At 64.5% G+C, this 13,719-nt stretch carries 12 protein-coding genes and 2 pseudogenes; 5 read left to right on the forward strand and 9 right to left on the reverse strand.

Annotated elements, in window-relative coordinates; all coding sequences use genetic code 11:
• Window positions 1-39 precede the first annotated feature (39 nt).
• The 5 genes from VSR71_RS30490 to VSR71_RS30510 form a co-directional block, all read right to left on the reverse strand.
• Window positions 40-912, reverse strand: coding sequence for an SDR family NAD(P)-dependent oxidoreductase (locus tag VSR71_RS30490; protein WP_342917293.1), 873 nt, complete (start codon window positions 910-912; stop codon window positions 40-42).
• Between the two features lie 32 nt (window positions 913-944).
• Complete coding sequence (locus VSR71_RS30495) at window positions 945-1,394, reverse strand: nuclear transport factor 2 family protein (RefSeq protein WP_342917294.1); 450 nt, start codon at window positions 1,392-1,394, stop codon at window positions 945-947.
• Window positions 1,391-1,807, reverse strand: coding sequence for a DoxX family protein (locus VSR71_RS30500; RefSeq protein WP_342917295.1), 417 nt, complete (start codon window positions 1,805-1,807; stop codon window positions 1,391-1,393). The genes VSR71_RS30495 and VSR71_RS30500 overlap by 4 nt, the downstream gene beginning before the upstream one ends.
• Before the next feature lie 172 nt (window positions 1,808-1,979).
• Window positions 1,980-3,602 carry a long-chain-fatty-acid--CoA ligase gene (locus VSR71_RS30505; RefSeq protein ID WP_342917296.1) on the reverse strand — a complete coding sequence of 541 codons (1,623 nt, stop codon included), beginning with the start codon at window positions 3,600-3,602 and terminating at the stop codon, window positions 1,980-1,982.
• A 52-nt stretch (window positions 3,603-3,654) separates the two neighbouring features.
• Window positions 3,655-4,473: an SDR family oxidoreductase gene (locus VSR71_RS30510; protein WP_342917314.1), complete on the reverse strand. Its 819-nt coding sequence runs from the start codon at window positions 4,471-4,473 to the stop codon at window positions 3,655-3,657.
• A 284-nt stretch (window positions 4,474-4,757) separates the two neighbouring features.
• On the opposite strand from VSR71_RS30510, the gene VSR71_RS30515 reads away from it, so the two are divergent.
• Window positions 4,758-5,447, forward strand: coding sequence for an isochorismatase family protein (locus VSR71_RS30515; RefSeq protein ID WP_342917297.1), 690 nt, complete (start codon window positions 4,758-4,760; stop codon window positions 5,445-5,447).
• 253 nt (window positions 5,448-5,700) lie between these two features.
• On the forward strand, window positions 5,701-6,117 hold the full coding sequence (locus VSR71_RS30520; protein WP_342917298.1) for a PaaI family thioesterase: 417 nt from the start codon (window positions 5,701-5,703) through the stop codon (window positions 6,115-6,117).
• A 436-nt stretch (window positions 6,118-6,553) separates the two neighbouring features.
• On the opposite strand, the pseudogene VSR71_RS30525 reads toward VSR71_RS30520, so the two are convergent.
• Window positions 6,554-7,123, reverse strand: a pseudogene (locus tag VSR71_RS30525) (integrase arm-type DNA-binding domain-containing protein); the annotation flags it as partial.
• A 176-nt stretch (window positions 7,124-7,299) separates the two neighbouring features.
• On the opposite strand from VSR71_RS30525, the pseudogene VSR71_RS30530 reads away from it, so the two are divergent.
• Window positions 7,300-8,535 (forward strand): annotated as a pseudogene (locus tag VSR71_RS30530) (MFS transporter); the annotation flags it as partial.
• A 72-nt stretch (window positions 8,536-8,607) separates the two neighbouring features.
• Here the strand turns inward: VSR71_RS30530 and VSR71_RS30535 are convergent.
• Window positions 8,608-9,759, reverse strand: coding sequence for an extracellular catalytic domain type 1 short-chain-length polyhydroxyalkanoate depolymerase (locus VSR71_RS30535; RefSeq protein ID WP_342917299.1), 1,152 nt, complete (start codon window positions 9,757-9,759; stop codon window positions 8,608-8,610).
• A 249-nt stretch (window positions 9,760-10,008) separates the two neighbouring features.
• On the opposite strand from VSR71_RS30535, the gene VSR71_RS30540 reads away from it, so the two are divergent.
• A complete protein-coding gene (locus VSR71_RS30540) occupies window positions 10,009-10,851 on the forward strand; it encodes a Crp/Fnr family transcriptional regulator (RefSeq protein ID WP_342917300.1) in 843 nt (280 codons plus the stop codon).
• Window positions 10,852-11,012: 161 nt separating this feature from the next.
• Here VSR71_RS30540 and VSR71_RS30545 read toward each other — a convergent pair whose 3' ends face one another.
• Together VSR71_RS30545 and VSR71_RS30550 are read right to left on the reverse strand one after the other, a co-directional pair.
• Window positions 11,013-11,402 (reverse strand): hypothetical protein, encoded by a 390-nt coding sequence (locus VSR71_RS30545; protein WP_342917301.1) that lies wholly within the window; start codon window positions 11,400-11,402, stop codon window positions 11,013-11,015.
• Between the two features lie 80 nt (window positions 11,403-11,482).
• A complete protein-coding gene (locus VSR71_RS30550; protein ID WP_158577668.1) occupies window positions 11,483-11,773 on the reverse strand; it encodes a transposase in 291 nt (96 codons plus the stop codon).
• Window positions 11,774-12,698: 925 nt separating this feature from the next.
• On the opposite strand from VSR71_RS30550, the gene VSR71_RS30555 reads away from it, so the two are divergent.
• The gene (locus VSR71_RS30555; RefSeq protein ID WP_342917302.1) at window positions 12,699-13,658 is read left to right on the forward strand and encodes a LysR family transcriptional regulator; all 960 of its coding nucleotides are present in this window, start codon (window positions 12,699-12,701) and stop codon (window positions 13,656-13,658) included.
• Window positions 13,659-13,719: the final 61 nt, after the last annotated feature.

Genomic DNA, 13,719 nt, shown 5'->3' on the forward strand with positions numbered 1-13,719 from the left:
CTCCAGTTGAATCTCAGGGTTTCGATGCCGGGAGCGACATCAAAGCATCGCCATACCGCCGCTCACGCCGAGGTGCTGTCCGGTCACGAAGGAAGCTTCGCGCGAGGCAAAGAAGGCGACGGCGGCGGCCACCTCGGTCGGATGGGCGGGACGACCGATACCGGCGTCGGAGTGCCCGACGAGGCTGATGAGCTCGCTCATGATCTCGGGCGGCGTCCAGGAGGGGTCACGGAAGCCCGCCGGTTGCGGATCCGGATCGCCGTCGGCGCCCGATTCCACCGCGCCCGGCGAGACACAGTTGACGGTGATGCCGTCGCGCACCGTTTCGCCTGCCAGCGTCGCGGTCAGCCCGACCATCGACCCTTTTCCCACCCCTGCCAGCACCGTATGGAACGGCAGGCCGGTTCGCCACGCCTCGCCGCCGATATTGACGATCCGCCCGTAGCGGCGTTCGAGCATATAAGGCAACACCGCCTTGCATGCGCGCAGCGTGTTCCAGACGTTCCATCGGACGGCGTCCTGGAGCAGCGGCTCAGGAAAGTCGACCAGCCGCATCCGGATCAGCGCTGCGGCGTTATTGACCAGTGCGTCGATCCGGCCGAACCGTTCATGCACATCGGCGGCCATCTGGTCGGCAACGCCAGCTTCGCTGAGGTCTCCCGCATGCGAGACCACGGTGGCGGCGGTTTGGCGCGACAGCTGCGCAGCGGTGCGCTCGGCACGGTCGGCCTGAATGTCGGCGATCACCACGCTCGCGCCCTCCTCGGCGAGGCGGCGCGCAATCACGCGGCCCAGTCCCTGCGCCGCACCGGTGACGATGACCACCTGGTCCTCGAAGCGGCGGCTTTGCGTTCTGATCTCGTAATCGGCGCTCACCGGAATTTGCCCGGCCGCGTTCTTCATTTCGCTCATGGGTTTCTTTGTCTCCATATCTTGACTGGTGCTTAGCGCGGGATCCATGGGTAGCGAGCGGCATCGCGCCCGGCATAGTCCGGGTCGAGATAGACGAAGCAGCGATGGATCAGGCCGTCGCGAATCTCGAAGACATCGCACCAGCGTCCCGCCGCCCATGACGGCGTGTCGGCCTGCCACGGCCCGTCACGATGAACGCCGTGGCTGGTGCCTTCGCACACGACCGTGTCGCCGCCGGAGAGGATCCAGTTGACCTGATCCTGGTGGTGACTGACCGACTGGAGCAGTGCACTAACATCCATCAGCATCCGGCCGATCTCGGCCTTGCCCCTGGCAATCCCCCATTTCGGGTAATGGACGATCGCGTCATCCGCGAACAGTTCGAGGATCGACTGCCCAGACTCAGTTACGCCGTGATTGTCGACAGCGCGCAGGTATTCCAGCGCGATTGCCTTACGTTCCTCGTTCGTCATCGGTTTCATTTGATTGCCTCCTTCGAGCCGCTACGCTGGTAACTGGTCTGTTGGCGACGCGCATCGGACCCGCGCCGCCGCTCGCGCACAAAGAGCCAGGCGCACGCGACCGCCAGCACGACTGCCGGGGCCGGGCTTCCTCCGATGACGAATACATGAGCCGCGATTGCCACGAGCATGATGAGCAAGAGCAACAGCGCCCCGAAATGCCTCGTGGACGCAGGCAGCAGCAATGCGCATCCAGCGAGCTCAAGCGTGCCGGTGACGAACCTGAACCATTGGCCGGCCCCGATCCGCTCGAACAGGTCGACCATCCAGGGCAAGCCCAGCAGCATTGCGGAGCCGGCTGCGCAAAAGATCGCTGCGACGAGAAGACACACAACTCCGCGAATCCTGGCAGATGTGGATGAGGCTGATTTCATTGCGGGGTTCCTGTATCGCGGTTAGACGCGGCTCGTTTTCCCAGCTTAATGCGGGACCTCGCTTCCGATTAGCGGGGGATTCCGGATTTCACTCGTCCGTCCGGCGGACGATGCAGCCAGACCCAGCCAGGTGCTACTAGAAAGCCGGCAGTGCGCGCGATGGCGATGCCAATCAGACGAACGCGCCGGCGTAACGTCTGCGCAGCGAGATCTTGTCGACCTTCCCGGTTCCTCCCAGTGGAAGTGCATCGAGAAAGACGATATCGTCCGGCAGCCACCAGCGCGCGACGCGTGTGGACAGGAACGCAAGCAATTCGTCGCGCTCTACTGATTGCGCTGGGTTGCGCTCAACGAACATCAGAGGGCGTTCGTCCCACTTTGGATGTTTGACGCCGATGACGGTTGCGAGCGCAACAGCAGGATGCGCCATCGCGGCGTGCTCGAGGTCGATCGAACTGATCCACTCTCCCCCGCTCTTGATCACATCCTTGACGCGATCGGTGATCTGCACCACGCCGTCGGGATCGATCTTCGCTACATCGCCCGTTGGGAACCAGCCATCGCGCAGCGGCGAGCTTTCGCCCTTGAAGTACTCTGAAAGTACCCACAGACCGCGTACACAGAGTTCACCGACCGCAGCGCCGTCGCGCGGCAAGGTCTGCCCTGCCTCGTCGACGATCTTCACTTCTGCGCCGAACAACGCCCGCCCCGGTCGGGATCGGAGAACGTGCTGCTCGGCGTCTGCAAGGTCTTCGTGCTTTGGCAGCAGCCCGCTCATCGTGGCGACGGCAGTTGTCTCGGTCATGCCCCAGCCGCAGCGAACCTCGACGTTGAAATCCGCTTCGTACGTGGCGATCAACGAGGGTGCCATCGCCGCCCCGCCGACGACGGCGCGCCGGAACGTGGAGAAACGCTTGCTGCCGGCTTCCAGATATTGCGCGAGTCCATGCCAGATGGTAGGCACGCCCGCGCTCACGGTTACCGCTTCGGCCTCGATCAGGGCATACAGGCTGGCACCGTCCAGGTTCGGACCCGGCAGCACGAGCTTGCTGCCATTGATGGGCGCGGCATAAGGAATGCACCATGCGTTGATATGGAACATGGGCACTGCCGGCAGAACGCAATCCTGTGCTGACAGGGACATCGAACCGGGCAGGCTGAGGACAAGACTGTTTAGAATGATCTTGCGATGCGAATACAGGACGCCTTTCGGATTGCCAGTCGTGCCCGATGTGTAGCACAGTGCAGCAGCCTTCCGCTCATCGAGTTCCGGCCACACAAAGTCATCGGGCTCTGCTTCGAGCAAGGTCTCGTAGCAAAGCAAGCGCTCGACGCCGGGCAAGTTGGGCATGCACGTTCGTTCGCACAAGGCAATCCATACCTCCACACCAGGACAACGCTCGGCGAGCAACGCCACCTTACCGGCAAAGCTGGAGTCGAACAGCACGACGCGGTCATCGGCGTGGTTGATGATGTAAGCCAGCTGCTCTATCTGCAGTCGCGGGTTGCATGTATGCATGACCATACCGCTGCCTGACACGGCGAAGTAGCTTTCCAGATGCCGGTGGTTATTCCACGCAATGCTGCCCACCACATCCCCGTCGACCAGGCCGAGCCGGGCCAGCGCCCGCGCCAGGCGTCGTGCGCGATGGGCTGCCTCGGCGTAGGTATAGCGAAACAGCGGTCCATGCGTTTCGCGAGACACGATCTGCACGTCACCATACTGTTGCTCGGCATGTGAGAGGACTGAAGAAATCAGTAGCGGACGGTCCGTGTCCAGGTATGTGTACTGCATGAATGGTCTCCTCGCATATTGTTCTTTGGATGTGCTCTGCGGCGCGGCAAGCTCAGGCGTTTGTCTGCGTCGCGCGGGCGCCTGCGGCTTCCAGCGTGGGCTTCACGCTGTCCAGCGCACCGCCGCCATCGCACGAGACCACCGCTCCGGAGATATAGCTTGCATACGGCGACGCGAGGAACAGTGCCAGATTGGCGATGTCATCCACGCTGCCCAGCCGCCCGAGCGGGACATTGGCGTTGCTATCCCCGCTGTTCCCGGCTCCGTTGGCGATCAATCGCTTGAACCCCTCGGTTTGCGCGATCGGGCCGGGCGATATGGCATTGACCCGCAGGCCGGCCGGTCCCCATTCCAGCGCCAGAACACGGGTGAGCTGGTCCACGCCGGCCTTGGCTGCGCAGGCGTGCGCCTGGAAGCGCATCGGGATCGACGACTGTGGCGCGGTTATGTTGAGGACCACGCCGCCGGGCTTGCTCATGTGTGCAAAGGCCTGTCTCAGGACATGGAAGGTGCCCACCAGATCAATGTCGACGACTGCCCGGAAGCCATTGGATGACATGTCCTTCGCTTCGCAGAGAAAGTTGCCCGCCGCGCCTGAGACAAGCACGTCGATGTCGCCGAACGCGGCCACCGATGCCGCCATCGCCCGTCCGACGGCGTCGAAGTCGCGCACGTCGGCGCACACGCCATTCACCTGTCCTCCGAACTGACCCAGTGCAGCGCACGCCTCCTCCACGTTCTCGCGTTTGCGGCTGACGACGGTCACTCTGGCACCTTGTCGGGCAAATGCTTGGGCGATGCCAAAGTTGATGCCGGTAGTCCCGCCAAACACGACAACATGGCGATCCGCGAAATCCAGGTCGATCTGCATACGGCTGCTCAAGTCCAGAAGAAGTGAATTCGATGAGCAGAGTATGGAGAACCCTCTGGTGCCCGAGTAGCCCGTCGATGGGGATTTCAGTCGTCCAGAAAGAACAGCAATCACGGCCGCGGCTGGTGCGGAATCCAGCATTCGTTGCTGCTAGCCGTGGACGATAGAAATCCAATCTCGCCCGCTACCGTCCCATCGAGGCGACCGACATAATCAACACAACGGCGAGCACCTTGCGTTCGTTCGCTCCGTCAAATCAAGTCATTCACTTGAGAGAGAACATCATGCAACTATTCAATCTGCAGGACACCGCGATTGTTCTGATCGACCATCAGGTCGGCATCTTCGACTGGGTCCAGTCCATTGACCGGACCCAGCTGAAACGCAACGCGCTGATGCTGGCAAAGCTGGCGTCCCGCGCGGATCTGCCTGTCGTCCTGACGACCAGCCAGGAAACCAATGTCCAGGGCCCCCTCATGAAGGGAATCCGTAAGGCCTTGCCGGAGGCCTATGCCAGGCGTGTACGCCGTGTCGGCATCGTCAATGCATGGGACGTCAAGGCCTTTGCCGAAGCCGTTCGCGCGACCGGAAAGCGAAACCTGGTGATGGCGGGCGTAACCACTGATGTATGTGTGATCGCACCGGCCATCAGTGCGGTCGAGGAAGGATTCAATGTACAGGTCGTGACCGATGCCAGCGGCTCGGCCACCAAGATCGGCGATGAGGTCGCCTGGCAACGCATGACCTCCGCTGGCGTGCGTCTGACCTCCACCGCCGGCATCGTTGCAGAACTGGTTTACAACTGGGACACCGAGCTTGGCGACTATGCATTGAACCTGATCCCCGGCGTCCTGGACGCGTCGGTCAAGCTGCGTATCGCGCTGCGCCTGGTCGGCCGCCTGCTTTCGGGACAAGGGCTGCCGCGGGTCGATTCGGAACGGGCAAGCAAGGCTGGCAAGTTCGCGTCACTCTGAAACGACACGGGCGCCAGTTCCGACGATGGGGACTCACAGCGTTTGCTCCCCGGTGAGGGCTTCGGCATCTCACGCGGGATCTGCTGCAGATCCCGCCGCTCGCTGCATCGCCCGCCGCCGCAATAACGGGCGCCAACGGTCGAAAGCATCGTGGTACTTAGCATGAGCCTGGCGGTGCGACCCGCACCATGTCGGGCCATTGACCGCATATCCCTCGCTGAAGACGACCAGGAAGAGTCCACACAGGATCGCGATGTCCGACACACTATTCACGCTTGACGAAATAGACGCCACGCTCGAGCGCGTGCTGGCACCATGGGTCCGCCGGCTGGGCCTGCGCGCAGAGGCCGTGGACGCCGCAGGCGTCACGCTGCGCCTGCCGTTTGATGAATCGCTGCGCCATGCGGGCGGCGTGGTGTGCGGGCAAGTGCTGATGTCGGCCGCGGACACTGCGATGATCGTCGCAATCGTAAGCGCCCTCGGCGCATTCCGGCCGATGACCACGGTGACGTTGACGACGAACTTCATGCGGCCGGTAATCGATGGCGACCTGCTGGTCCGCGCCAACGTCCTGAGGCTAGGCAAGACGGTCGTCTTTGGCGAAATAGAACTGACCGGCGCCGACGGCAAGCTCGCAGCGCACGCAACCACCACTTACGCATTGCTGTAACAATGGCACCATCCCCGATGATTTCCCGCCTTGCCGAAGGCGGGCTCATCGATATCCGCCCATCTGGCATCCTATCGAAATACCGGTACCGTCCCCGACACCGTGCGCCGCTCTCCCGCCCGTTGAAGCTGGCGTGCGAGCTCGGCAATGCGACGCTCCCCTGCCTCCAGCGCTGCCGCAGAGGTGTGGACCGAGTAGCGGCCAAGATGCAGGGAATGCGAGTGCGGGACGGCCGAGCCAAGGACGAAGACAGCGTCTTCGCCAGTGTGCGCATGCAAGGTGACCGGCGTTTCGCCATGCTCAAAGAGCGCCATCTCGCCTGCTGCAATAGGTTCGCCTGCCGCACTCAGGGAACCTTTGGCCAGCGCAAGCCATCCGACCGTATGGCCCAACGGCGGGGAATAGGACCAACTCTCCCTGGCACGCAGGGTAACGAGCAGATAGTTGATGCTCCGGAGCGATAGCCCCACAGCTCGGCCAGGTTGAACATTTTGCGAATGCAGGACATCGTCCGGTTCGCTTGAGTGGGGGACTTCTCCATACGTTTCATCAGCGCGGTGATGTCCTGACGCGTGACCTCGTGGACCTTCTTGCGGCCGAAGGAGGGAATGATGAATCGGTCGATCTGGTACTGATAGACGATCTGCGTGCACCGCTTGTTTTGTAGCCTGGAGTGTTCGTCCATGAATCGCGAGCAAAGCTCCTCGACTGTAGGCGCCTTGCGGGCATTGGCTTTATCGTGTCCGGGGTCTCCGCCGCGCCGGACTTCGGCCAGCCAGTCCTGTGCCAGAGACCGCGCCTGCTCGACGGTTAGCTCGCCAAACTTGCCGAGCGCTGGCTTACGGCGCACGCCCGAGTTCGCGCGTTACTGAAGCATGAACACCTTGCGGCCGGCTGGAGTTACCTTACAGATGAAGCCTGGAACGATCGTGTCCCGCAGTTCGACGTCATTGGTCTGTGCTTTTGCAGCATCAACAATGCTTTTGGTCAGCTTGATCTTCGCCATGTAGTGCTCCTGACAGGACCCGAGTCCAGGGGCCGGCTAAGAGCCAAGCGAATGAGAACCGGGGCAATTTGGATCGTGCACCGGGGTATGATCCAACGCGTTGAATCTGCGGAAAACCCGCCACAGCAAGCTGTATCCAAGCCGAGTGCGAACCGGTGCGGAATTGATCCTATGTTTACAAGACCCTCTCCCTTGCCGCCCTGGGCGGCGCGCTTGAATTCTACGATTTCATCATCTTCGTTTTTTTCGCGACGGTGATCGGCCAGCTGTTCTTCCCGCCCACCGTGCCGGACTGGCTGCGCCAGCTGCAGACCTTCGGCATCTTTGCCGCCGGCTACCTGGCGCGTCCGCTGGGCGGCATCATCATGGCGCACTTCGGCGACCTGCTCGGCCGCAAGAAGATGTTCACGCTGTCGATCCTGCTGATGTCGGTGCCGACGCTGCTGATGGGCCTGCTGCCGACCTATGCCTCGATCGGCCTGGCCGCGCCGGTGCTGCTGCTGGTGCTGCGCATCCTGCAGGGCGCGGCCGTCGGCGGCGAAGTGCCCGGCGCCTGGGTGTTCGTGTCGGAGCATGTGCCGGCGCGCCACGTCGGCTATGCCTGCGGCACGCTGACCGCGGGGCTGACCGCGGGCATCCTGCTGGGCTCGCTGGTGGCCACGGGCATCAACAGCGTCTTCACCCCGGCCGAGCTGGCCGATTACGGCTGGCGCCTGCCGTTCCTGATCGGGGGCGTGTTCGGCATTGCGTCGATGTACCTGCGCCGCTGGCTGCACGAGACGCCGGTCTTTGCCGAGCTGCAGCAGCGCAAGGCGCTGGCGGCGGAAATGCCGCTCAAGTCGGTGGTGCGCGACCACGGCGGCAGCGTGGCGGTGTCGATGCTGCTGACCTGGATGCTGTCGGCCGGCATCGTCGTAGTGATCCTGATGACACCGACCTTCCTGCAGAAGCTGTACGGGTTCGATGCGCGCACAGCGCTGGTGGCCAACAGCGTTGCCACGTTGTGCCTGACCCTTGGCTGCGTGGTGTCGGGCGCGCTGGCCGACCGCATCGGCGCGCGCCGCACGCTGTTCTTCGGCGGGCTGCTGCTGGCGGTCGCCGCTTACGCGTTCTACACCACCATCTTCACCCGTCCGGACCTGCTGCTGCCGCTGTATGCGCTGGCGGGCTTCCTGGTCGGCACCATCGGCGCGGTGCCGTTCGTGCTGGTCAATGCGTTCCCGGCGCAGGTGCGATTCTCGGGACTGTCGTTCTCGTATAACGTGGCGTACGCCATCTTTGGCGGCCTGACGCCGATGATCGTCACGCTGATGCTCAAGCAGGACAAGCTGGCGCCCGCCCACTACGTGGTCGCTCTGTGCGTGCTGGGCATGGTGACGGCGCTGTTCGTCAAGGACCGCTCGCGCGGCTGAAGCGCGGTGGCCTGATACGCAAAGAAAGGGAGGGCTGTTGTCCTCCCTTTTTCATGCGCGCGCGGTCACGGCTCAACGCCGGTGCTGCCGCAGGAAATCCCACATCATCGCGCTGGCATCGGGGCCGATGTCGCTGTGGAAGCCGTAGCTGGCGTCGCCGCCGCTCCAGGCGTGGTCCAGCCCTTCCACCTCCACCAGCGCGACCAGGTCGCGGCTCCAGCGGCCGAAGCGGTATTCGCGGCAGCGGCCGGGTTCTTCGCCCGGCGCCGCGTCCGGCGTGGCGGCTAGCCGGTCTTCGAGTTCGTTGTAGGCGAGAAACTGGCGCGCCAGCAGCCTGCCGTTGACCGGATGCACCGCATCGTCGGCGAGCCCATGAATCACCAGCGCCGGCATCTCGGGCCCGCCTGGCGTGACGCCGGCGGCGTCGAGCAGCCACGCCGGCTCGGCCGTGGCGCCGTGCCGCATGGCGTGCAGGCCGGCGTGCGGCGTATCGGCAGCGCCGATCACGACACCGGAATGCATGGCCACCGCCGCCACCTTGCCGGGGTAGCGCAGTGCCACCACCGCGGCCATGGCCGCACCGGCGGACATGCCGGCGAGGTAGATCTCGCGCTCGCGCACATCGTGGCGCGCGGCCAGCGCATCGAGCAGTGCGGCCAGGGCCTGCGCCTCGCGCCCGCCTTCCGCGGCGCTCAGGTCGAACCACTGCCAGCAGCGCTGGACCTGCCGCCGCAGCGGCTGTTGCGGGTAAGCGACGATAAACCCTTCTTGTTCTGCCAGCGCGTTCATGCGCGTGCCGGCGCTGATGGCATCGGGCGTCTGCCGACAACCATGCAGCAGCACCACCACCGGCAACGGGCCGCGATGGCGCTTGGACGGGATATAGAGGTGATAGGACAGCTGCGGCACAAGTTCGCCGGGCAGCGCCGCCAGGCGCAGCCGGTGTGCCTCCCAAATGCCCGGCAGTTCGTCCGGCGCGATAGGTAACGTGGCAGGCGACCTCGCGGGTGACCTCGCGGGTGACCTCGCGAGCGGCGTGGCGGGCATCGTCGCGACTGCCGAGTGTCGTGGCCGGGCCGGCGCGTCCTGCGGACGTGACGGTGTCAGCGGGTTCAGTGAGTCCAGGCGTTGCAGCCAGGACTTCACCTGCGTTTCAGTTCGGGCCTGCACCCGGCTCAGGCGCCGGAGTTGTGCGTGCCAGTCAGCGGCTAGGCTCTTGGTCATGAGGACTCCTGCTCGTATGACGGAATCTCCCCCGGGGTGCCTTTGTTGTGCGTTGCAGCATATCACACTGGGATGGACAGACCGTGAGACGGGTATGGCACTCGGACTGCCGTACCGTCCTGCGTTGGCCCCGTCCGAAACCGCGAAAATATTGAACACTGAAGTCGAAAGAATGAAGATCGCGTCAAGTTGGCTGGCGATGCCGTCGCTTTATACTGACTTGTCGATTGCCCTCGCATCAGAATACCCATGCCGGATCACGGCGCCCCCGCCTGTTCGCTTTGCCTTTTCCATGCCGTCTGTGGCGTAGCCGCGACGGCCCCCACCCCGGCCTCTCCCGGCACGCGCCTGCGGCCCGAGCGCCTGCGCCTGCGCACCGGCGACGTTGTGTTCCGCCAGGGACGCCCGGCACTGACGGTCTATCCGCTGCGCGCGGGCAGCGCCAAGCACGTCTACCAATCGCCGCTGGGCTGGCGCCAGGTCACCGGCTTTTCCTTGCCCGGCGATGTGCTGGGACTGGAACCGCATGAGGCTCCGCAGCATGGCGCCGCGGCGATCGCGCTGCAGGACTCGGAGGTGTGCGCGGTGCCGGTCGAATCGCTGCGCGAGTTGATGGTGGCGCCCGCCTTCCGCATCGCCGCGCTGGCGGTCATGCGCCGCAACGCCGAGCGCGAGCGCGTGCTGCTGGTTGCCGTGGGATCGATGAAAGCTCCGCAGCGGCTGGCCATGCTGCTGCTGGACCTTGCCGGCGAGCAGGCACGCCGCCATGGCCGGCAGGACGGAACGCTGACGCTGGCGATGTCGCGCGCCGACATCGCCAGCCTGCTCGGCCTGACACTGGAAACGGTATCGCGGCTGCTGTCGCGCTTTGCGTCGGTCGGGCTGATCGCGGTGCGCCAGCGGCGGCTGCGCATCATCGACCCGGCAGGGCTTGCCTCGATCTATGCCGGCCTCGAAGGCGGCGCGCAGCGGCCCGCGCGCGAAGGCAATCCTGGCGCGGAATTCGCGCGGGATGACGATGTGCCGGAGCCCGGCGTCCTGGTGGCGGCCGAGTCGCCGCCACCAGCCGTCCGGCGCGAAGCTGCGCACTGACCTGGCACGCGCCACCGTAACCAGGTCCCAGGTCGCGCTGAGAGAACACGCAAGTGCCGGGCCCCATGCAAGGAGGTGTTTGGCACGTTGCATGCTCACACTACCCGGTCCCGATATCCCGAGATTCGCGCAGGCGACGGCGCGCGGCCCGGGTTGCGCACTCAGCGACGTTGCTGTGTGCACTCCTGCCGATACGCCTCTTCCAGCCGCTTGCGATCCGGCTGGCGTTCCAGTGTCGGATACGTGCGGCCGTCCGCTGTGGTCACCGACGACTTGCCTTCGGACCACTGGGGGCCCTTCGGCAGCGCATTGACCTGGTCCAGCAAGGCCTGGCAGTGCTGACGCTGCGATGCGGACAATGTGCCACCGGGGCCTTCGACCACGGCGGTGCCCTCGTCCAGCATCCGCGGCGGCGGTGGCGCCACCATCGGCGTACCGCCGGCGGCGGCTGCTGCGGATGCGGCAGGACTCGCTGCCCACGATGTGGCGTGCAGGGAAATGACCACCATGGCGGCCGTCAGCAGGCCGCACTTGCAAACAAACTTCTTCAAAACCAGTACTCCAGGGCCTGCGCAGCGCATGGCGGCAGCCATGGTGCGCGGCATTGCGTTGCAGAAAACCAGCCGTGCCTTCAGCGATCCTTGCCGTTGCCCTGGCGGCGGCCGGTACGGTTGCGCAGCAGCTCAAGCTTGAGCAGTGCGTCCGCAAGCATACTCTTGAGCCGCGCATTCTCCTCTTGCAGTTCGCGCAGCTTGCGCCCGTCGCGGGCATCGTTCTGGCTTTGGTCCCCGTAGCGCGCGCGCCATCCATAGAACGAGGCATCGCTGAAGCCATAGCGCGCGCACAGCTCGCGCACCGGCACGCCGCTGGCCGCTTCGGCCAGGTAGCTGCGGATCTGCTCTTCCGAATACCGTCTGTTCACGAATCTCTCCGCTCCACAACGGCGCCGGCGCTGACGCGGGCAACGCGGGCCGTGCCGCCAACCGTGCCGACTCTGGGCGTACGTTAGCCCACTGCCGCGCCAAAAGGCAATTCAGTGTCTTCGCAAGGCGAGTTAAGAAAATTATCTGAGCGGACTGGCTCGCGGCGTCGCCGAAATGGCCGGCGCAAGCCACCTGGCAGCAGGCGCGCGCGCGTTTCCGGCACCTCATCTTTCAGAAGATCCGCAAGCCTCGCCGTGGCCGCACCGGCTGTGCCGCCGTGCCGGCACAGCCGCTGTCGACGGCCATATTTTGTTAAGCCAATTTGGAGTCCACTTTGTTTCAGCACTGTGGCAATGGCTTGGCAAGCCATGTCAAACCGCGCACCGCCTTGCGCCGGCAGCGGCTGGCACCCGGGGTAAGCGCACCGGATAAAGGCGATGAAAGCGAAATTAGAAGTCTGTCAACAAATCAAGTTTCTAGGACTTTTGCAGACCATGTATTAAGATTCCTCGGCACAACTAAATTTCGCACGCTTTCGCAATGCGCCACGCGGCGCAAGCAGGAAGCGGCCCGGCAGCCCGCAGCCACCGTGAAGAGAACCGGTGCGCGGCCCCTACGTTGCCGGCAAATATCAGGCCTGAAGGATCGAGGAGTCACTGCGCCAATTTGTCGACGCAAGTCGGAAAATTAGGAGTCGTGCATGGTCATCCAAAGTGTCCTGTCCGGACGGCACGGGCCGAGCCGGTCTGCCGCGCTGACTGCGACGGGCGCCATTTTCCAAGCTGACTTTGCAGTATGGGCGGCAGATTGCCGCCCCGTCGGGTAAGCACTTTTCGTGCTTTGCCGCGCGCTCCATTGCGCGCGGCGTTGTACGCATCGGACAGACAAAAAACCAAAAAAAGTCATGCATCGGGAGAAGCCAGAATGCGTCACGTCAGCACCAAGCTATTACATGTCTTCGTCCTGGTGATGGAGTATCGCGACCTCAACGCGGTCGCCGCCTGCACCCAGGGACGCGTGCCCACTGTCGCCTATAGCCTGACGCGCTTGCGCGAAATCACGGGCGATCCGCTGTTCGTCAAGCGCAATGGCACGCTCGAACCGACGCCCCACGCCTTGCGCCTGGAGCAGACCGCGCGCCAGATCCTGGCCAAGTGGAACCAGCTGGTGCGCCCGGGCGAAGCGGGCACGAGCCAGCGCCGCGCGGACGGCAGGCGGATTTCCATTGGCTTCTCGTCGTCGATCGGCGACCCGGTCATTACGGAAATCCTGACCACGCTGTGCGAGCAGTTCCCGCAGGACAGTTTCATCACGCGCCCCGTGATCGCCGATGCCGCGCTTGCCAGCCAACTTGATAGCGGCGAACTGGATTGCGCGTTTGTCGTCGACGGCGGGCACGACCCCGCACGCGTGCAGCAGCAGAACATCATGGCCACGCCGCGCCGCCTCGTCAGCGCCGCCCGCGAAGGCAGCCACGACGAAGGCGAAACGGACTGGATCCTGCTGCAGGAAGATTGCGAAGCCGGCAGCCCGCTGCGCGCCTTTTTGAGCCGGCAGGCCGGCACGCCCGGGCACCGCGAGACCGTAGTGCCTTCCTGGCATACGCAGATCACGCTGCTGCATGCCGCCGGCGGCATCTGCCCGGTGCTCGACTTCAACGTGCCGCTGGTCACGCGCGAGCGCAAGACGCGGCTGCTGGCACCGCCGAGCAGTTTTCCCGAATGGGCCGCCCTGCATTTCTGGGGGCCGGAGCGCAGCCACGACAAAGCGGTGCTGCGCGACATCATGGAAGTGGGCAGCGCGGTGCTGCGCGATCCGCTCAAGGCCATCGACGGCCGCCGCAGCGTGCTGCCCGCCGCTGCTCAGACCGAGGCGCTCGCCTGACTCGCGCAACGGCGGCTGCGCTCCGGTAGCCGATCCTTCAACGCTTTCGATGCGCCATCGG

Origin of the sequence: Cupriavidus oxalaticus, from assembly GCF_038900635.1 — a bacterium.
Taxonomy (GTDB): domain Bacteria; phylum Pseudomonadota; class Gammaproteobacteria; order Burkholderiales; family Burkholderiaceae; genus Cupriavidus; species Cupriavidus oxalaticus_B.